The following is a 15,853-nucleotide window of genomic DNA, read 5'->3' as shown; positions in this document are numbered from 1 at the left end:
TGCTGAAGGAAGGTTTTTGCATGCGCATGCATCCTTGCTCGATCAAGGGGTTCATTGGCTGGCCTGGTTGCCGCGGATCACCTCGATGCCGCGCCGTGGCGCAGGGGTGCCGCCGCTGGCGACGGGGCCGGCGACCATGCCGCCCTTGGGTGCCCGGGCCATGGCCAGTTCGGTGAACTGGAACAGTTGGCTGTTGGTCGCATCGATTGTGCCAATACTGTCATTTTCACCAGCCCAGTAACGCGCCAGGTTCTTCTCTTCGCTGCTGCGCACGGCCAGGCGCAAGGTGCCAACCTGGGTGGCGAGCATCATCCGGCTGAGGAGCTTTTGCGGCACGGCGAGGATCACCGTGCGCGCGCCATAACGGCGCTGTTCGAGCTTCATTTTTTCTTCCGCCGTGGTGGCCGGCGAGGCCGGTTGGCCATCGTTGGTCAGGCCCAATTGTTCGCCCACGGCGAGCAGGCGCATGGCCGGGATCACCACTTGCACCGACTGTTGCAGGTTGCTCGCGTCGGCGCGTAAAAACAGCAGCACGTCCACATAATCGCCGGGGTTCAACTGGCCGCCGGCACCGATGACTTCATCCACCGCCATGGCCAAAGCACGCTCGTTGCTGTGGATCATCCGCGCCAGCGGGCCGCCGGCACTGAAGCTTTCATCGTTGAGCCAGGTGCCCGCTGCGAGGGTGCGCCAGGGGGTGCGGCCCAGGGCCTGGTCTAGGCTGGAAAGACTGCCGGCCGGGGCGTTGCGCAGTTTTTCCAGGGTCAGATCCTCGGCGGTCAACGGGGTAAAGGCCGGCACATCGCGCAGCAGCACCACCACCGGTGTGCGGGTCTGGTCTTGGGCTGTGGTAACGGCTTTTTCCACGGTTTGGCTGACGGCCACCGGGGCGGCCGGCTCGGCTACGGGTTCGGGTTGGCGGTTGAGCATCAGGCCCCAGTAGCCGACGAATACGGCGCCCAGCAACAGCAACCCGGCGAGGGTCATGGTGACTCGACTGTTCATGACGGCTCTCCCTTTCCTGCTGCTTCAGCGGCCGTAAAACGGGCCAGTCGGGCAATCAGGCAGCTATGAACATGCAACGATTTTGCTATTTGAAGGTAGTGCAGCTAAGCCAAAACGCCATTACTGCGCGAAAAATAATTGGCGGCGGGTTCTTGGCCCTTTATCCACGGTGTTTTGCTGGCGCAAACCTTTGGATTAATACTTTGTGATTAATCAGTTCTTACACTTGTTGGGTGGGGGATTGTTGACAATGCTCAGGTGGCACAGAGGACTCATGTTGCAGTCCCAGTATCAAGCGCACTCGATGGCGCATAAGGAGAAGTCCAATGATCCTTCAGAACTTTTTGCGCAAAGCGCGGCGTTTTCTGAGACGCGATGACGGTGCATCCGCCATCGAATACGCATTGCTGGTGGCCATGGTGGCGGTGGTATTGGTGCTGTTCGTCACGCCGCTGGGCGGGGCCGTGTGGGATAAATTCAACTCGGTGACCACCAGCCTGGGCGGAACCTCCCCGGGTGGCAAACCAGTGCCTTAGCCGTGGGCGGTTGTGCCTGCACCTTCATCTCTTTGAGTTGAGCCACGCCCATGACCTCTTCTTCGTCGCGACAGCAGTTGCTTTTGGTAGACGACGAAGAAGAGGCGTTGCTGGAACTGGCCGAACTGCTCGAAGGCGAAGGCTTTCACTGCTTCACCGCCACTTCGGTCAAGTGCGCCCTGCAAACCCTGACCCAACACCCGGACATCGCCCTGGTCATCACCGACCTGCGCATGCCCGAAGAAAGCGGCATCACCCTGATCCGCCGCCTGCGCGAACACACCCTGCGCCAACACTTGCCCGTGATCGTCACCTCCGGCCACGCCGACATGGACGACGTCAGCGACCTGTTGCGCCTGCAAGTGCTGGACCTGTTCCGCAAACCCATCTACCACGTACGCCTGCTCGAAACCCTGAACAACCTGTTCCCGCAGCCCAAGGTGTTTTTGGTTAATCCGTAGCCGGCCCTGCCTTGCTTCCCTTCTGGTGCCGCACGTCCCACCCCGTCGCCCGTAGACACCCACTGAACATTGCACCCAATAGGGGGATCAGGAAGTGGCCGTCTTGAAAACGGGAATTCTCCGACATTACGCAAGGATGTTCAGTCTTTACGCTCTGCGTTCTTGTGGGCCCCGGGCGTGAAGGGCTGTTGATGGATGCCTGCTGCACCGGGTTTCGCCGCCCTATTGACCGTTGCCAAAAGGCTTGCCGATGCAAACCACACTGACGCGCTGGCTTCCCCACACAAAAAAAACCGAAAACGGCCCCCCGCGTTCGCCCAACGTATTCAGCGATGCGGCACAACTCCCTGCCCACCCACAGGCGTGCAAAACCCAGCGTTATTACATAGGTGCAATCTTGTTGCGGCTGACCTGGCTGTTGCTCAGCACGTTCAAGCTGCAAGAATTAGTTGAACGATATCAAGACAGTTTGAAGTTTCGATTGCGCTGCTTACTTGGGTGGGGCGATTTACGTACTCCGAGAATCATGCCGCCAATCGAAGGATGATAAGCAATGAATAAAAAACTACTGATGGCAGGCCTGTTGCTGACTTTGCTGGCAGGGTGCGGTGATGTTTTTGCACCTGCCTCGAAGGAGGTTTGTATTACTGGGTATAACCAGTATGAGCGGCAAATTTATGAGTTTAGATTGGATGCAGAAAACAAATCTGGTTGCTCAGGTAACCCGTCTGCGCGTAAGGGGAACTACATGTATGGCGGTGGAGGGGGGCTTTCGTGTGGTTGTCGTGTAACTCCTGGGGGGCAGGTTAGTTTGTATTGGGTTTTCGCTCAGAATAAGGCGGAGTATGCCGCTAAGGTTCCGGAAGTTGAACATACAGTGCAGGTCACAATTCCTCAGCCTGAATCTCCTACTTCTCGCTATTTCCGAATCTTCTTTATGAAAAATGGAATTCCGCAGTTGCAGTGGGTGGATGATTTGGGTGCCCCAAGAATCATGCCACCAATCGAAGGAGAATAAGGGATGAATAAACAACTACTGATGGCAGGCCTGTTGGTGACTTCGCTGGCGGGTTGCGGTGATGTTTTTGCACCTGCCTCGAAGGAGGTTTGTATTACTGGGTATAACCAGTATGAATGGCCAATTCATGAATTTAGATTGGATGCTGCAAATAAGACGGGGTGTTCAGGTAACCCATCTGCGCGTAAGGGAAACTACATGTATGGCGGTGGAGGGGGGCTTTCGTGTGGTTGTCGTGTAACTCCGGGGAAACAGGTGACTTTAACTTGGAGTATGGCGCGTAGCTTGGATGAGCTTGAAGCGGGAATCCCTAGGAAAGAATTTTCTACAGAGGTAATTATTCCGCAACCCGAATCTTCTACTTCTCGTTATTTCCGAATCTTCTTTATGAAAGATGGAGTTCCTAAATTGCAGTGGGTAGACGATTTACGCGCTCCTAGAATAATGCCGTCGTCCGTGGAGGATCTGAAATGAAGGATGATATTGAACTCGGGTTGGATGATGTTTTCTTTGAAAGAGTTAAGTCAGAGTCTGAGCAGTTGTGCCCTATCTGTCAGCAGGTCTTGTGGCTAAGTTTTTACTTTGATGGGTTTGGTTGTTCAAAAGCTACAACGCCGGCTACTAACGTACTCAAATTGCATAATGCAAGCTATGAATTCGAGGATGAAGGCAAGCGCAAGTTTTACTACCCCGGCCTCGGCGCCGACTTCGACCCTGAAACCCGAGTATTGGCCGCCGCCATCGCCGATAAGGCCGGTGACGCTATTTACGATAAAACCCCTGAGATGGCCCAAGACAAGGCCCGGGAACGCACGAAGGCCGCCGTGGAAGATGCCTGGGCCCGCAGCCAGGGGATCCGCGATCGCAGCCTGATTCGGCGGGCGATTTGGACGGCGCAAGAGGTCTTGGAGCAAGGCAAGGAGGCGGCCGGCAGGGCGGGGCGCCAGGCCAAGCGCCTGGTGGCCAAACCCCGTAAACAATGGGCGCGTATCGAGCGCAACCTGCGCCGTGAGTGGCAGGACTATTGGGAGGAGGTGACGCGCCACCCCTGGCGCGCCGCCCAGTCGGCGGGGCAAGCCGGGGCCAAGGTTTCGGCAGGGGCTGTGGCCGAGTCCTGGGGCTGGGTGCGTGATGGCTCCCTAGGGGCCGCGCTGTTCAATACCGGCGTGGAGGTGCGCCTCAACGCCGCTCGGCGCGACTTTCAACTGGCGGTGATGAGTGCCCAGCAGCGCCTGCCGATCCATAAGATCAACGTGGCGATTTTCGGCTACGACACGGGCGGTGGCCTGGCCCTGGCCTTTGCCCAACGCCTGCTGGAAGGCCTCATGGAGGGCGGGGCTTACCAGGGCATTCCCGTGCACATCCGGTTCATGGGCTTGTTCGATTGCGTGACCAACCGCTATGACGACAACCTGCTGACGGGGTTTATGCCGCTGAGTAACCAGGTGTCTTCGCAACTGCACCTCTCGCCCCAGGTTGAGCGTTGCGTGCATTACGCCGCCGCCCACGAACTGCGTTTTTACAAACCCCTGAGCATGCTCGGCGCCGACCCCGAGGACTGTCGCGGCCCCCGCCAGGAGCGTTTGTTTCCCGGTGCCCAGGTCGATGTGGGCGGTGGGGCCGATGAGGATGACGAGAGCGTGTCGGATAACGTTTCGCGGTACCCATTGCAGATGATGTATCACCGCGCCTACGCGGCGGGAGTGCCGATGCCGAGCCTGGAAAAGTTGGAGGATATTGATGCCCGGCTATATCAAACCTTCCTCATCCCCCCCGAAATCACCACCTTCCAGCGCAACTACCGCGCCGCCGTTAAGCAACTGGCGGCCACCACCCGGGAAATCCCCTCGCTGGTGCTTGAGTCGGGCCGGGCCACCGAGCGTTTCAAGCCGCAGATCGTCAACGCACAGGCCTCGGCGTACCAATGCACGGTGCCGGCAGCGCCCTTGTTCATCAGCCTACTGCCGACAACCATCGAAGAAGAACTCAGCGGCCACACGGTGATCTTCATCCACTGGCTGCGCATGTGGTACGACCAGCACCAGCACAGCGCCGGGCGCAAGACCCGTGGCTGGGGCCTGGGCGTGCCGCTGGACCCCAAAGCCTTTGGCCGCTACCAGAAACTGGCCGACGAGTTGGCCTACATGGACCGCCACGCCCGCTCCGGCCCGCAGTTCGACCCGCCGCAAGCGCGGCGCCAACTCGACGGCGAAGTGGCGCCGGACATCTTCATCAGCGACCCGCAGGCCCAGGCGTTGTTTTGGCTGTGGAACAACCCCGGCAGCCGAATCGCCGAGATCGAAGCGCTGTACCCGCACTTTCTCAACGACATCCACGACAGCATGGCCGAGTCGGATATCGAGACGGCCTTCGGCGCGTGGGTGCATGCCCGGCACTACATGAACCGCCGGGCGATCCATCGGTTATCCACCGCGCCGGACCCCGGTTTCTTGCAGCGTTTGGAGTGGGCGTATGAAAGGTTTTTCGCCCATTGAGGGCCGTGTGCAGCGGCCTCTACAACTGATAACTGAAACTCAGGCTATAGCGCGGCTTGCGGTTGAAGGTGTCGAGGGCTTCGTCGGCCAGGGGTTTGGCCGCTTCCAGGGCGATGTTGTAGTACTTGGCGTCGCCAAAGCGCAGGCCGATGGCGGCGGAGGAGAGGTCGTTGCCTTTGACCGGCAGGTCGTTGAACCAGGCCTTGGAGCGGTCGAGCACCACGTAGGGTTGCAGGATGCGCAGCCAGGTGCTGTCGCGGTTGTGGCTGTAGTTGACCTCGTAGGCCACGCCCCAGCCCTTGTCGCCGGAGGCTTGGTCGTCGGGGTAGCCACGGCCGAAGTTCTGCCCACCGAACACGGCGCGTTCGCTGTCGGGCAGGGTGTCTTGGGTCCAGTAGAGCGCGGCGGAAAGTACCCCTTGCCAGTTGCTGAAGAACTTGTCGCTTTGCACCCCGGACAGGCGCAGACGGATGAAGTCCAGGTCGTAGGCGCGGTTGTCGCTGTTGGCGCCGAGGCTGTCGATGCCCTGGTAGACGCCACCGCTGAGGATGCGCAATTGGGTTTCGTTGGCTTTGCGCCAGTCGCCTTCAAAGGCCAGGGCGCGGATGTCGGTTTTGTCTTCCACGCTCAGGGGGTAGCCGACCACTTGGTAGCGGGTCTTGTCGTTGACCGCGTAGAAGCGCGAGCTGAGGTTGAGCACTTCGGTGGGCGAGGCGATGAAGGGGTGGGTGAGGCCGATGGAGTAGCGGTCGTTTTCGCGGTGCGGTTTGAGTTGCAGGCCATTGGCGAGCTGCACGTGGGTGCCTGGGTCGGCGCGGTAGCGCGAACCGTACAGGCTCAATTGGGTGCCTTCGGCGTTGAGGAACTGGCTGTAGTCCAGGCGATAGTAGTGCTCGTGGTCGTCCCCCGGTGGGAACAGGCCGCTGACGCTGACCTGCTCGGCCATCGCGGTGTGGGCATTGCTGGTCAGCCCCAGCAGGGCCTGGGGGCCGTTGCGGTTGTCGTCGGTGGTGTTGAGGCTGCTGGTGAAGGGTTTGCGGCTGGCTTGGGCGATCAGGTACGCCGCGCCGTCGGTGGTGCCCGGCGGCGGCACTTGTGCCTGCACGGTGATGCCGGGGATGCGGCTCATCAGCGTGGTGTAGCGCTCGAACGTTGCGCGCGTGAGCGGGCGTTCGGCCTTGAGCTTGGCCACCAATTGCTCGAAGTAGTCTGAGACTCGGCCGATGTCGCCCTGCAGTTGGTAGTCCTTGATATAGCCCTCCACCAGCACCACGCGCACCACGCCGCCATCAAAGCTTTGCTGGGGCAGGAAGGCGTAGGACAGCAAGTAGCCATCGTCCTGGTAGCGGCGTGTGACGGCGCGGGTGGCTTCGATCAATTGCGCCAGGGTCACTTCGTGGCCCAGCAGCGGCTGGTAGGCCTGGGCCACGTCCTCCAGCGGGTAGATCGTGCCGCCCTCGATGTTGAGCTTCTTGATGGTGACCTGGGTGTCCATCATCAACTGCTGCGGCTGAGGCGCCGGGGTGGGTAACTGCAACTGCGGCGTCACCGGGCGGTAGGCGTCGGCGGGCAGGTTGGGCGCGGGCAGGTTGCGGATGGTTTCGTTGCTGTTGAGGAAGGTGGGCAGGGATTCGGCGTAGGCGTAAGGGCACAGGCTGAGCAACAACAGGGAAGCCAAAGCGCGCATAGGACACTCCATGGTCAGACCACATCGCGAAAGGACTGTCGATCCGAGTGGACCGTTATGCTCCAAAAAGAAAAAGACAGAAGATTCGCCTGAACCTTCTGTCTCCAACCAAGCGTAGGCGCTGTAGGAAGGGCCGTCGAATCGGCCAGGTGCATTTTTTAGTGGTTCAGGCTGCCCTTGAGGTTGTTGAGCAGGCCACCCAAACCGCCGTTAGTGGCACCCCCCGTGCTGCCGGTGCCCGTGAGGGTGCTGACCGCCGAGACCGTGCCGCCAGCGGTGGTAACCACACCGCCGACCGCCTTGACCACAGGGTTAGGCGTGCTGGCCGCGATGCTTGCGCCGGCCCCGCTGACCGCACCGCCCAGTTGGCTGGTGATGGCGCTGACCGGGGCGGCCAGGCCCGTGGCGGCGGTCACTTGTTGGGTGGCGCTGGCCACCGCAGTGGTGACCGGGTTCAGGCCGCTGCCGATGGCGTTGCCGAGGCTGGCCAGGGGCGCGGTGGCGGCGGTGTTGGCCACGCCAGTCCCGCCCAGGGCACCGCCGGTCACGGCGACGAGGGTGCCGGCGCTGCCACCGGTGACGGCAGTGGCGCTGACCAGTGGGTTGGTGTTGCCGGCATTCAGGCCGCCGGTGACGTTGACCACTGCGCCGCCCACCACTTCCAGCAGGCCAGTGCCGCCCAGGCCTGGCGTGCTGCCGCCACCGGTGGCGGGTGCCACGTAGTTGCCGGCTTTATCCAGGGTGCCGCCGACGTTGCTCAGGGCGCCGCCGAGGGTGTTGGTCAGCGGGTTGCCGTTGCCGGCGGCGGTCACTTTGTCGCCCAGGCCATCGACCACGTTCGCCACGCCGTTCACCGTGCCATTGAGCGCGGCTGCCAGGCCCGTGGCATTGGTGGCTTTGCTGATGACGTTTTCTGCCAGGGTCACCACCGGCACCGCGACTTTATTGCCTACCGCGTCGGTGAGCTTGCCCAGCGGGCCGTCGCTGGTGATGTGGGTCAGGGTGTCGCCGAGCATGCTGACTTTCTCCCCGACCTGGCCCACCACTGGGGTGACCTTGGCGACGATATCGCCCACCAGGGGAATGCTGCCGGTGGCGGTGTTGAGTTTGCCGCTCAGGTCCGTCACGCCATCGCCCACATTGCCGACCACTTTGCCTACGGTGGCGGTGGTGTCGCTCAGGGCGTTGGGGTTGCTGCCCAGGGTGCCGAGGCCGCCGCTCAAACCATCGCCAACGGTACCGACCACATTGTCGGTGGTGTGGGTGACGCTTTGCACGATGCCGCCGACCACAGGGGTGCCCGCCAAGCCATCGCCGATGGCGCCCACGCCATCGCCCACGCCCGTGACGGTATCGCCCACTTGATCGACCACGGTGCTGGTGACCAGGGGTGGGGTGGTGGTGCCGCCGCCCGTACCGCCGCCGGTTCCACCTGTGCCGCCTCCGGTGCCACCACCTGTACCGCCAGTACCGCCGCCGGTTCCGCCCGTGCCGTCATCGGTGCCGCCATTGCCTGCGTCGGTGGAGCTGTCCGGGGTGGAGCTGCTGGAACGGCTCTTATGGCCGCCACCGCCGCTGCTGCAACCGCCCAGGGAAAGGGCCAGGATCAGGGCCACTGCCGTGCATGCTTTCAATGAAATTTGAGTTTTCATGGGATTTATTCCTTGCACCTGTACAACGCTCGTTGTTTTCGATGGCTCGCCAGTTCTGTCGCTGGCGATGCCTTCGTCCGTGAGCCCATAACAATCCCAGATGCTGTTTGGCGCCATTCTCAACTTGGTATTAATAACTTATATACCCGGCCGCCAAGGCCCGGTTCCATTGGCTTTATCCGGAATAAAAAATGTTTTTAATCAGTGACATGGCAGGCCGTAAGAGGCGAAGCTAACGAGAAATAAACTTTAGTTATATATATACAATTAAGCAGTGCGACACCCCGCCAGCACAGGGTTAATCACGGGCCCTTTATTCTTTTACTTAATGAATACTCAGGTGTAACTAGGTATTGCCGTATACTCCGCGCACCTTATTTTCTGTTGGAGAGCTTTATGCCTGCCCCTGTCTGGTGGCTGTTGTGCCTGCCCTTTGTCGCCGGTGCGTTCCTGCCGTTGCAGGCGGGCATCAATGGCCAGTTGGCGAAAAACGTATCGAGTGTGTTGGCGGCGGCGTTTATCTCGTTTTTCGTCGGCACCATGGCGCTGTTGTTGCTGGTGCTGGTACAGCGTGAAGTGCCGACCCTGGCGGCGCTGAAAACCCTGACCTGGTGGCACTGGAGTGGCGGTTTGCTGGGCGCGTTTTTCATCACCACGGCAGCCTTCGCCGGGCCGCGTATCGGCGCCATGCTGTTCATGGCCCTGGTGCTGGCCGGGCAGTTGGGCATGGCCCTGGCGCTGGATCACTTCGGCTGGGCAGGGTTTCGCGAAGCGCCTATCAGCGCCTTCAAAATCGCCGGGTTGGTGTTGATTTTGGCCGGGGTGTTCCTGATCCGGCGCGGTTGACCCCCTGCTTGCTACCTACGGCGTCAGCGCACGCCAATGCCCGGTCATGTGTTCGATCTCGCCACCCACCAAACACAACCCCCCCTGCGGCCCCGGTTCACTGGCCAGCAACGTCACCGCCCCGGGCAAGCGCAGCGGTTTTTTGAAGCTCACGCTTATCTCGTAGCCACTGGCCGGCAACCGCTCGCCCAGGGCGGCGAGGGTGCGGGCCTTGCTCCACAAGCCGTGGGCGATGGCTTGGGGCAAGCCGAACAGTTTGGCGCTCAAGGCACTGAGGTGGATCGGGTTGTAGTCCCCCGACACCCGGGCATAGCGGCGGCCGATATCGGCGGGTGCGTTCCAGTGCTCCAGCGCCGTTAGCGCCAGGGGCTCGGGCGCTTCTGGCGCGGTGGGTTCGCCGGGCAACTTCACGCCTTTGCACAGCAGGCGGCTTTCGGCCTCCCACAGCAGGCCCAGGTTGTCTTCCAAGCGGGTGACCAAATCGAACACGGCGCCTTTGGCGTGGGGTTGCAGGTTGTGCACGTGCACGCTCACCCAGGCACTGGCCACGCCGCCCAGGGGCCGCAACACGCGAATGCGGTTGTGCAGGTGGATCAACCCCAGCAGCGGGAAGGGGAAGTCCTGGGCGGTGAGCAACTGCATTTGCAGGGGGAAGGCCAGCACATGGGGATAGGTCGGCGGCAGCCACGCACTCTCGGCAAAGCCACAGACCTGGCGATACGCCGCCAACCGTCGCGGCTCGACCTGCACGGCGCAGCGCAGGCCATCGACCGGCAGGTCGCTGCCGTGGACCTTGCGCCGCAGTGCGGCTTTCACATACAGCCCCGGTAACGCGGGCGGATGGCTGAGGTCGTGCCAATGAACAGTCATGGTCAGGCCCCCAGCACGCTTTGCCCGCACACCCGCAAGGCCTGGCCGCTGACCGCACCGCTGCCGGGTTGGGCGAGCCAGGCCACGGCTTCGGCCACATCCTGGGGCAACCCGCCCTGGCCCAGGGAACTCATGCGCCGCCCGGCCTCGCGCAGGGCGAAGGGGATGTGGGCGGTCATCTGGGTTTCGATAAACCCTGGCGCCACGGCGTTGATGCTGATGCCGCGGCCATGCAGCAACGGCGCCCAGGCCTCGGCCAGGCCGATCAAGCCGGCCTTGCTCGCCGCGTAGTTGGTTTGCCCGCGGTTGCCGGCGATGCCGCTGATGGACGCCAGCAGGATTACCCGGCCGTTGTCCGCCAGGGTGCCGCTGTCCAGCAGGGCCTGGGTGAGGGTTTGCGGCGCTTGCAGGTTGACCGCCAGCACCGCGTCCCAGAATTCCGGGGTCATGTTGGCCAGGGTTTTGTCGCGGGTGATGCCGGCGTTGTGCACCACGATGTCGATGCCGTCCGGCAGTTGTTCGATCAACTGCGCGCCGGCATCCGCCGCGCAAATATCCAGGGCCACACTGCGCCCGCCCAGGCGTGCGGCGAGGGCATCGAGGTCGGCGCGAGCCTGGGGCACGTCCAGCAGCACCACGTGGGCCCCGTCGCGGGCCAGGGTTTCGGCGATGGCCGCGCCAATGCCGCGGGCGGCGCCGGTGACCAACGCCTTGCGCCCGGCCAGCGGGCGGCTCCAGTCCTGCACTTGGGTGGCGCAGGCCTGTAGGCGCACAACCTGGCCCGAGACGTAGGCGCTTTTGGGTGACAGGAAAAACCGCAGCGCCCCTTCGAGCTGGCTTTCGGCGCCCGCGCCCACATAGAGCAATTGCAGGGTGGCGCCGTTGCGCAGTTCTTTGGCCAGCGAGCGGGCGAAGCCTTCGAGGGCACGCTGGGCGCTGGCGGCGAAGGGCTCGTCGAGGCTTTGCGGGGCGCGGCCGAGGAGCACCAGGTGGGCGCTGTTGTCCAGGTTGCGCAGCAGCGGCTGGAAGAACTCGCGCAGTTGCTTGAGCTGCTCCACCGAGGTCAGGGCGCTGGCGTCGAGCACCACGGCCTTGAGGCGCGGGCCGTGGCCGGGAATCCACGCCTGGGCGGGGGCGGCGTCGCTGGCGTAGCTGTACACCGCGTCGGTCAATTTGTGGGCAAAGGCTGCGATCGGCGCCACCAGCGGCCCGCCGCCCAGCAGCAATGCGCCTTCGATGGGCCGCAGGCGCCCGGCCTGCCAGCGTTCCAGGCGAACCGGCGACGGCAGGCCAAGGGCGCCGACCAGGCGATGGCCGAGGGCCGAGTTGGCGAAGTCGATATAACGGTCAGACATGGAACACTCTCCAAGGGCGGGGACTCAAAGTGTGGACCATGAATGGCGATCAGTCGTTCGATCGCCTTGGATACGGCCTACGCTTGTGGGTCTGTAGCCTTTCAAACCCTAGGGAGCTTTCCATGACTCAATTGCGCCGCGTCGCGATTATCGGCGGTAACCGCATTCCGTTCGCCCGCTCCAACGGCGCCTATGCCACCGCGAGCAATCAGGCGATGCTCACCGCCGCCCTGGAAGGGTTGATCGAGCGCTACAACCTGCACGGCTTGCGCCTGGGCGAGGTGGTGGCCGGGGCGGTGCTCAAGCATTCGCGCGACCTGAACCTGACTCGCGAATGTGTGCTTGGCTCGCGGCTGTCCCCGGCCACGCCGGCCTATGACGTGCAAATGGCTTGCGGCACGGGGCTGGAGACGGCGCTGCTGGTGGCCAACAAAATCGCCCTGGGGCAGATCGAATGCGGCGTGGCGGGCGGCGTGGACACCACCTCCGACGCGCCGATCGCCATCAATGAAGGGTTGCGCCGCATCCTGCTGCAAGCCAACCGGGCGAAAACCACCGGTGACAAATTCAAGGCCTTCCTGCAACTGCGCCCCGGGCACCTGGTGCCGCAGTTCCCGCGCAACGGCGAGCCGCGCACCGGGTTGTCCATGGGCGAGCACTGCGAATTGATGGCCCAGGCCTGGAGCATCCCCCGCACCGAACAGGACCAACTGGCCCTGCTCAGCCATCAGCACATGGCCGCTGCCTACGCCGAAGGCTGGCACGACGATTTGCTTACGCCGTTCATGGGCCTAACCCGCGACAACAACGTGCGCCCGGACCTGACCCTGGAAAAACTCGCCGGCCTCAAGACCGCGTTCGAGCGCAGCGCCAAGGGCACCCTGACGGCAGGCAACTCCACGCCCCTGACGGACGGCGCGTCCCTGGTGTTGCTCGGTAGCGAGGCCTGGGCCAAGGAGCGCGGGTTGCCGGTTCTGGCCTACCTGCGCGATGGCGAGGCGGCCGCGGTGGATTTCGTCGGCGGCGCCGAAGGCCTCTTGATGGCCCCGGTGTACGCGGTGCCACGGTTGTTGGCGCGCAATGGCTTGAGCCTGCAGGATTTTGACTACTACGAAATCCACGAAGCCTTCGCCGCCCAGGTGCTGTGCACCCTCAAGGCCTGGGAAGACCCCGACTACTGCCAGAGCCGCCTCGGCCTGGCCGCACCGCTGGGCGCCATCGACCGTAGCCGCCTCAACGTCAAGGGCAGCTCCCTGGCCGCAGGCCACCCCTTTGCCGCCACGGGCGGGCGCATTCTCGCCAACCTGGGCAAACTGCTGGACGCCGCAGGCAGCGGCCGGGGCCTGATTTCCATCTGCGCGGCGGGCGGGCAAGGCGTGACGGCTATCGTCGAGCGCTGACGCGGGCTGTGGGCAGGGCTTGGGTGGGAGCGAGCCCTGCTTGCGATGGCTGCCCATAGGCTGTGCCGGCCCTATCGCGAGCAGGGCTCGCTCCCACACAGGCCCGCTCCCACAGGGGAGAACCTCAGGTCTTGAACCGGCGCACCAAGCCATCGAGTTCATGGGACAGCCCGGCCAGGCTCTGGGAGTCGAGGCGCGCGGAGTCGGCCAGTTCGGCCACCCGTTGCGCATCGCCGTGGATCTGGCTGATGTGGCGGTTGATGTCTTCGGCAACTTGGTGCTGTTCTTCGGCGGCGGTGGCGATCTGGGTGTTCATGTCGCGGATCACGTCCACCGATTCGCGGATCTGCCCGAAGCTGTTGCGCGCCAGGCCGATGCGGCTGACCGACTCCTGGGACACCTGCAGGCTGGCGTGCATTTGCTGGGTGACCTGGCTGGTGCGTTTGGCCAGGTTGCCCAGCAAACCGTCGATCTCCGCCGTGGAGTCGGCGGTGCGCTTGGCCAGGGCGCGCACTTCGTCGGCGACCACGGCAAAGCCGCGGCCCTGCTCGCCCGCACGGGCGGCCTCGATGGCGGCGTTGAGGGCCAGCAGGTTGGTTTGCTCGGCAATGGAGCGGATGGTGCCGAGGATCGACTGGATGTCGTTGCTGTCGCGTTCCAGTTGTTGCATCGACTGCGCCGACTGTTCGATTTCCTGGCTCAACTGATCGACGCTCTGCACGGCCGCGTCAATCTGCTGCTGGCCTTCGCGGGCCTGGCGCTGGCCGCTGTCGGCGGATTCGGCGGCCTGGCTGCACGAGCGCGCGACTTCGTTGGCGGTGGCGACCATTTCGTGGAACGCCGTGGACACCATGTCCACCGCTTCGCGCTGGCGCCCGGCGGCTTCGGCCATGTCGTGGGACACCTGGGTGGAGCTGCGCGAGGTGTCGAGGATCTTGCCGGCCGCTTGGCCGATGTGCTGGATCAGGCTGCGGATCGCCGCCAGGAACTGGTTGAACCAGTTGGCCAGTTGCGCGGTTTCGTCGCTGCCGCGAATGTTCAGGCTTTTGGTCAGGTCGCCTTCGCCCTGGGCGATGCCTTCCAGGCCACTGGCCACGCTGCGGATCGGGCGCACGATCAGGCTGGCGAAACTGGCACCGACCCCGGCGAACACCACCGCCAGCACCCCGGCGATCAGGGCGATCAACCAGGTCAACTGGGTGGCCGAGCTCATCACTTCGCTGTGTTTAATCAGGCCGATAAAGGTCCAGCCCAGTTGCTCGGAAGGCCACACGTTGGCCATGTAGCGCTCGCCATTGAGCTGGACTTCCACCAGGCCCTTGCCGGCTTTGGCCAGGTCACTGTAGCCCTCGCCAAGGCTGCCCAGGGCCTTGAAGTTGTGCTCCGGTTGCGCCGGGTCCACCAGGACGGTGCCGGAGTTCTCCATGAGCATCAGGTAGCCACTTTCGCCGAGCTTGATCTGCTTGACGATCTCGGTGAGCTGCTTGAGCGTCACGTCGATGCTGACCACGCCGCCGTTACTGCCCAATTTGTTGTCGATGGTGCGCACGGTGCTGACGTAGGTGGCGTTGTCTTGCGCCCAGTAGTAGGCCGGTGGCCGTATCGGCTTGCCGGGGTTGGCCTGGGCGGCTTGGTACCAGGGGCGTTGGCGTGGGTCGTAGTTGCTCAGCGTGGCATCATCGGGCCACGACACGTAGCCGCCGGCGTTGGTGCCGACAATCGCGTAGGCGTAGGCCGGGTGCGTGGTGCCGAGGTTTTCCAGCAGGCGGAAGATCTGCTTGTCCACGTCGCCTTGGGGGACCTGGGCGGCATCGGCGCTCATGTAGGTCTTGAGGCTGTCGTCGGTGTTGCGGATCAGCGGCTGGGAGGCCAGGTAGTTGACGTTCTGGCTGATGCTGTCGAAGAAGATCTGCATGGCGTTGCTGACCTGGCGGATCTCGCGGCCGCTGCTATCGACAAAGGCCTCTTTGGCATCGTTGCGCAAGTTCAGCACCACCAGGGTGGCGACCAGTACGACCGGCAAGCAGGCGATGATTGCAAACGCCCAGGTCAGCTTTTGTTTGATGTTCATCCGCGCTCCAGATTTTTCTTGTAGGCCCACGAAGTGATCGCGGATTGACGGCAGCCGTAAACGTCTTGTGTGGTGCGTCGAGTCCTTTCGTCCCGCAGCGGGGAAAGCCTTTGTCACCGGGTCGATGACGGTTTTTTGTTGGAGGCAGACAAACTCCCTTGTCTGTAAGGGCTTCGGCTGGCGCGGCGGGAAATTGAGGTGTCTGAGGAAAAATCCTCAGACACCTGGCGCTGCTGTGTCAGATTCTGTCGCAAATGGTGCTGGGTGTGCGGCATGCTGGGTTTGCCGCGTCGGCTATGATTCCTCGCGGTCGGCATAGGCCCTCGGGTTTTGTCCGAATAATCTGGCACATTGAGTGCATCGGTTGCGTTCATAGGTCGGCAGGCTCTCCCACCGGAGAGAGGATTGCCGTATAACGAGTGACATTCGCGTGTTTGGTAATAAAGGACCCACAATA

General features: G+C 62.8%; 14 protein-coding genes and 1 pseudogene. 8 read left to right on the top strand and 7 right to left on the bottom strand.

Annotation, left to right across the window (positions count from 1 at the left end; translation table 11 throughout):
• Positions 1-51: 51 nt before the first annotated feature.
• Complete coding sequence (cpaB, locus tag CKW13_RS22875) at positions 52-1,005, bottom strand: Flp pilus assembly protein CpaB (protein WP_095111043.1); 954 nt, start codon at positions 1,003-1,005, stop codon at positions 52-54.
• A gap of 326 nt (positions 1,006-1,331) precedes the next feature.
• Here cpaB and CKW13_RS22870 point away from each other — a divergent pair, with 326 nt between their 5' ends.
• The 6 genes from CKW13_RS22870 to CKW13_RS22850 all read left to right on the top strand — a co-directional run bounded on the left by CKW13_RS22870 (position 1,332) and on the right by CKW13_RS22850 (position 5,515).
• Positions 1,332-1,541 (top strand): Flp family type IVb pilin, encoded by a 210-nt coding sequence (locus CKW13_RS22870; protein ID WP_095111042.1) that lies wholly within the window; start codon positions 1,332-1,334, stop codon positions 1,539-1,541.
• Between the two features lie 50 nt (positions 1,542-1,591).
• Entirely contained in the window at positions 1,592-2,002 is a 411-nt protein-coding gene (locus tag CKW13_RS22865) for a response regulator (RefSeq protein WP_095111041.1), read from the top strand.
• Positions 2,003-2,252: 250 nt separating this feature from the next.
• On the top strand, positions 2,253-2,549 hold the full coding sequence (locus CKW13_RS24305) for a hypothetical protein (RefSeq protein ID WP_141234012.1): 297 nt from the start codon (positions 2,253-2,255) through the stop codon (positions 2,547-2,549).
• A 6-nt stretch (positions 2,550-2,555) separates the two neighbouring features.
• Entirely contained in the window at positions 2,556-3,020 is a 465-nt protein-coding gene (locus CKW13_RS22860; RefSeq protein WP_218192069.1) for a hypothetical protein, read from the top strand.
• 3 nt (positions 3,021-3,023) lie between these two features.
• Entirely contained in the window at positions 3,024-3,494 is a 471-nt protein-coding gene (locus CKW13_RS22855) for a hypothetical protein (protein ID WP_176465170.1), read from the top strand.
• 161 nt (positions 3,495-3,655) lie between these two features.
• Complete coding sequence (locus CKW13_RS22850; protein ID WP_176465169.1) at positions 3,656-5,515, top strand: phospholipase effector Tle1 domain-containing protein; 1,860 nt, start codon at positions 3,656-3,658, stop codon at positions 5,513-5,515.
• A gap of 19 nt (positions 5,516-5,534) precedes the next feature.
• Here the strand turns inward: CKW13_RS22850 and CKW13_RS22845 are convergent, their stop codons facing one another.
• Positions 5,535-7,202: a ShlB/FhaC/HecB family hemolysin secretion/activation protein gene (locus tag CKW13_RS22845; protein ID WP_095111039.1), complete on the bottom strand. Its 1,668-nt coding sequence runs from the start codon at positions 7,200-7,202 to the stop codon at positions 5,535-5,537.
• A gap of 158 nt (positions 7,203-7,360) precedes the next feature.
• Complete coding sequence (locus CKW13_RS22840; protein ID WP_095111038.1) at positions 7,361-8,854, bottom strand: collagen-like triple helix repeat-containing protein; 1,494 nt, start codon at positions 8,852-8,854, stop codon at positions 7,361-7,363.
• A 396-nt stretch (positions 8,855-9,250) separates the two neighbouring features.
• On the opposite strand from CKW13_RS22840, the gene CKW13_RS22835 reads away from it, so the two are divergent.
• Positions 9,251-9,700 (top strand): DMT family transporter, encoded by a 450-nt coding sequence (locus tag CKW13_RS22835; RefSeq protein WP_095111037.1) that lies wholly within the window; start codon positions 9,251-9,253, stop codon positions 9,698-9,700.
• Positions 9,701-9,715: 15 nt separating this feature from the next.
• On the opposite strand, the gene CKW13_RS22830 is transcribed toward CKW13_RS22835, so the two are convergent.
• Together CKW13_RS22830 and CKW13_RS22825 are read right to left on the bottom strand one after the other, a co-directional pair.
• A complete protein-coding gene (locus CKW13_RS22830; protein ID WP_095111036.1) occupies positions 9,716-10,570 on the bottom strand; it encodes a MaoC/PaaZ C-terminal domain-containing protein in 855 nt (284 codons plus the stop codon).
• Positions 10,571-10,572: 2 nt separating this feature from the next.
• Positions 10,573-11,925 (bottom strand): 3-oxoacyl-ACP reductase, encoded by a 1,353-nt coding sequence (locus CKW13_RS22825; RefSeq protein ID WP_095111035.1) that lies wholly within the window; start codon positions 11,923-11,925, stop codon positions 10,573-10,575.
• A gap of 122 nt (positions 11,926-12,047) precedes the next feature.
• Here CKW13_RS22825 and CKW13_RS22820 point away from each other — a divergent pair, with 122 nt between their 5' ends.
• Positions 12,048-13,325 carry an acetyl-CoA C-acetyltransferase gene (locus tag CKW13_RS22820; RefSeq protein WP_095111034.1) on the top strand — a complete coding sequence of 426 codons (1,278 nt, stop codon included), beginning with the start codon at positions 12,048-12,050 and terminating at the stop codon, positions 13,323-13,325.
• Positions 13,326-13,449: 124 nt separating this feature from the next.
• On the opposite strand, the gene CKW13_RS25095 is transcribed toward CKW13_RS22820, so the two are convergent.
• Complete coding sequence (locus tag CKW13_RS25095) at positions 13,450-14,178, bottom strand: methyl-accepting chemotaxis protein (RefSeq protein WP_371856253.1); 729 nt, start codon at positions 14,176-14,178, stop codon at positions 13,450-13,452.
• A 129-nt stretch (positions 14,179-14,307) separates the two neighbouring features.
• Positions 14,308-15,240 (bottom strand): annotated as a pseudogene (locus CKW13_RS25090) (cache domain-containing protein); the annotation flags it as partial.
• Positions 15,241-15,853: the final 613 nt, after the last annotated feature.

Origin of the sequence: Pseudomonas sp. Irchel 3E20, assembly GCF_900187645.1 — a bacterium.
Taxonomy (GTDB): Bacteria; Pseudomonadota; Gammaproteobacteria; order Pseudomonadales; family Pseudomonadaceae; genus Aquipseudomonas.
Note: the sequence above shows the minus strand (reverse complement) of the source record. Positions and strands in the feature narration are given on the sequence as shown.

What these genes read in the sequence shown, in the direction of transcription:
- cpaB (WP_095111043.1), bottom strand. Translation starts at nt 1,005, where the DNA reads ATGAACAGTCGAGTCACCATGACCCTCGCCGGGTTGCTGTTGCTGGGC.
- CKW13_RS25095 (WP_371856253.1), bottom strand. Translation starts at nt 14,178, where the DNA reads ATGGTGTCCACGGCGTTCCACGAAATGGTCGCCACCGCCAACGAAGTC.
- CKW13_RS22855 (WP_176465170.1), top strand. Translation starts at nt 3,024, where the DNA reads ATGAATAAACAACTACTGATGGCAGGCCTGTTGGTGACTTCGCTGGCG.
- CKW13_RS24305 (WP_141234012.1), top strand. Translation starts at nt 2,253, where the DNA reads ATGCAAACCACACTGACGCGCTGGCTTCCCCACACAAAAAAAACCGAA.
- CKW13_RS22825 (WP_095111035.1), bottom strand. Translation starts at nt 11,925, where the DNA reads ATGTCTGACCGTTATATCGACTTCGCCAACTCGGCCCTCGGCCATCGC.
- CKW13_RS22835 (WP_095111037.1), top strand. Translation starts at nt 9,251, where the DNA reads ATGCCTGCCCCTGTCTGGTGGCTGTTGTGCCTGCCCTTTGTCGCCGGT.
- CKW13_RS22840 (WP_095111038.1), bottom strand. Translation starts at nt 8,854, where the DNA reads ATGAAAACTCAAATTTCATTGAAAGCATGCACGGCAGTGGCCCTGATC.
- CKW13_RS22860 (WP_218192069.1), top strand. Translation starts at nt 2,556, where the DNA reads ATGAATAAAAAACTACTGATGGCAGGCCTGTTGCTGACTTTGCTGGCA.
- CKW13_RS22865 (WP_095111041.1), top strand. Translation starts at nt 1,592, where the DNA reads ATGACCTCTTCTTCGTCGCGACAGCAGTTGCTTTTGGTAGACGACGAA.
- CKW13_RS22845 (WP_095111039.1), bottom strand. Translation starts at nt 7,202, where the DNA reads ATGCGCGCTTTGGCTTCCCTGTTGTTGCTCAGCCTGTGCCCTTACGCC.
- CKW13_RS22830 (WP_095111036.1), bottom strand. Translation starts at nt 10,570, where the DNA reads ATGACTGTTCATTGGCACGACCTCAGCCATCCGCCCGCGTTACCGGGG.
- CKW13_RS22820 (WP_095111034.1), top strand. Translation starts at nt 12,048, where the DNA reads ATGACTCAATTGCGCCGCGTCGCGATTATCGGCGGTAACCGCATTCCG.
- CKW13_RS22870 (WP_095111042.1), top strand. Translation starts at nt 1,332, where the DNA reads ATGATCCTTCAGAACTTTTTGCGCAAAGCGCGGCGTTTTCTGAGACGC.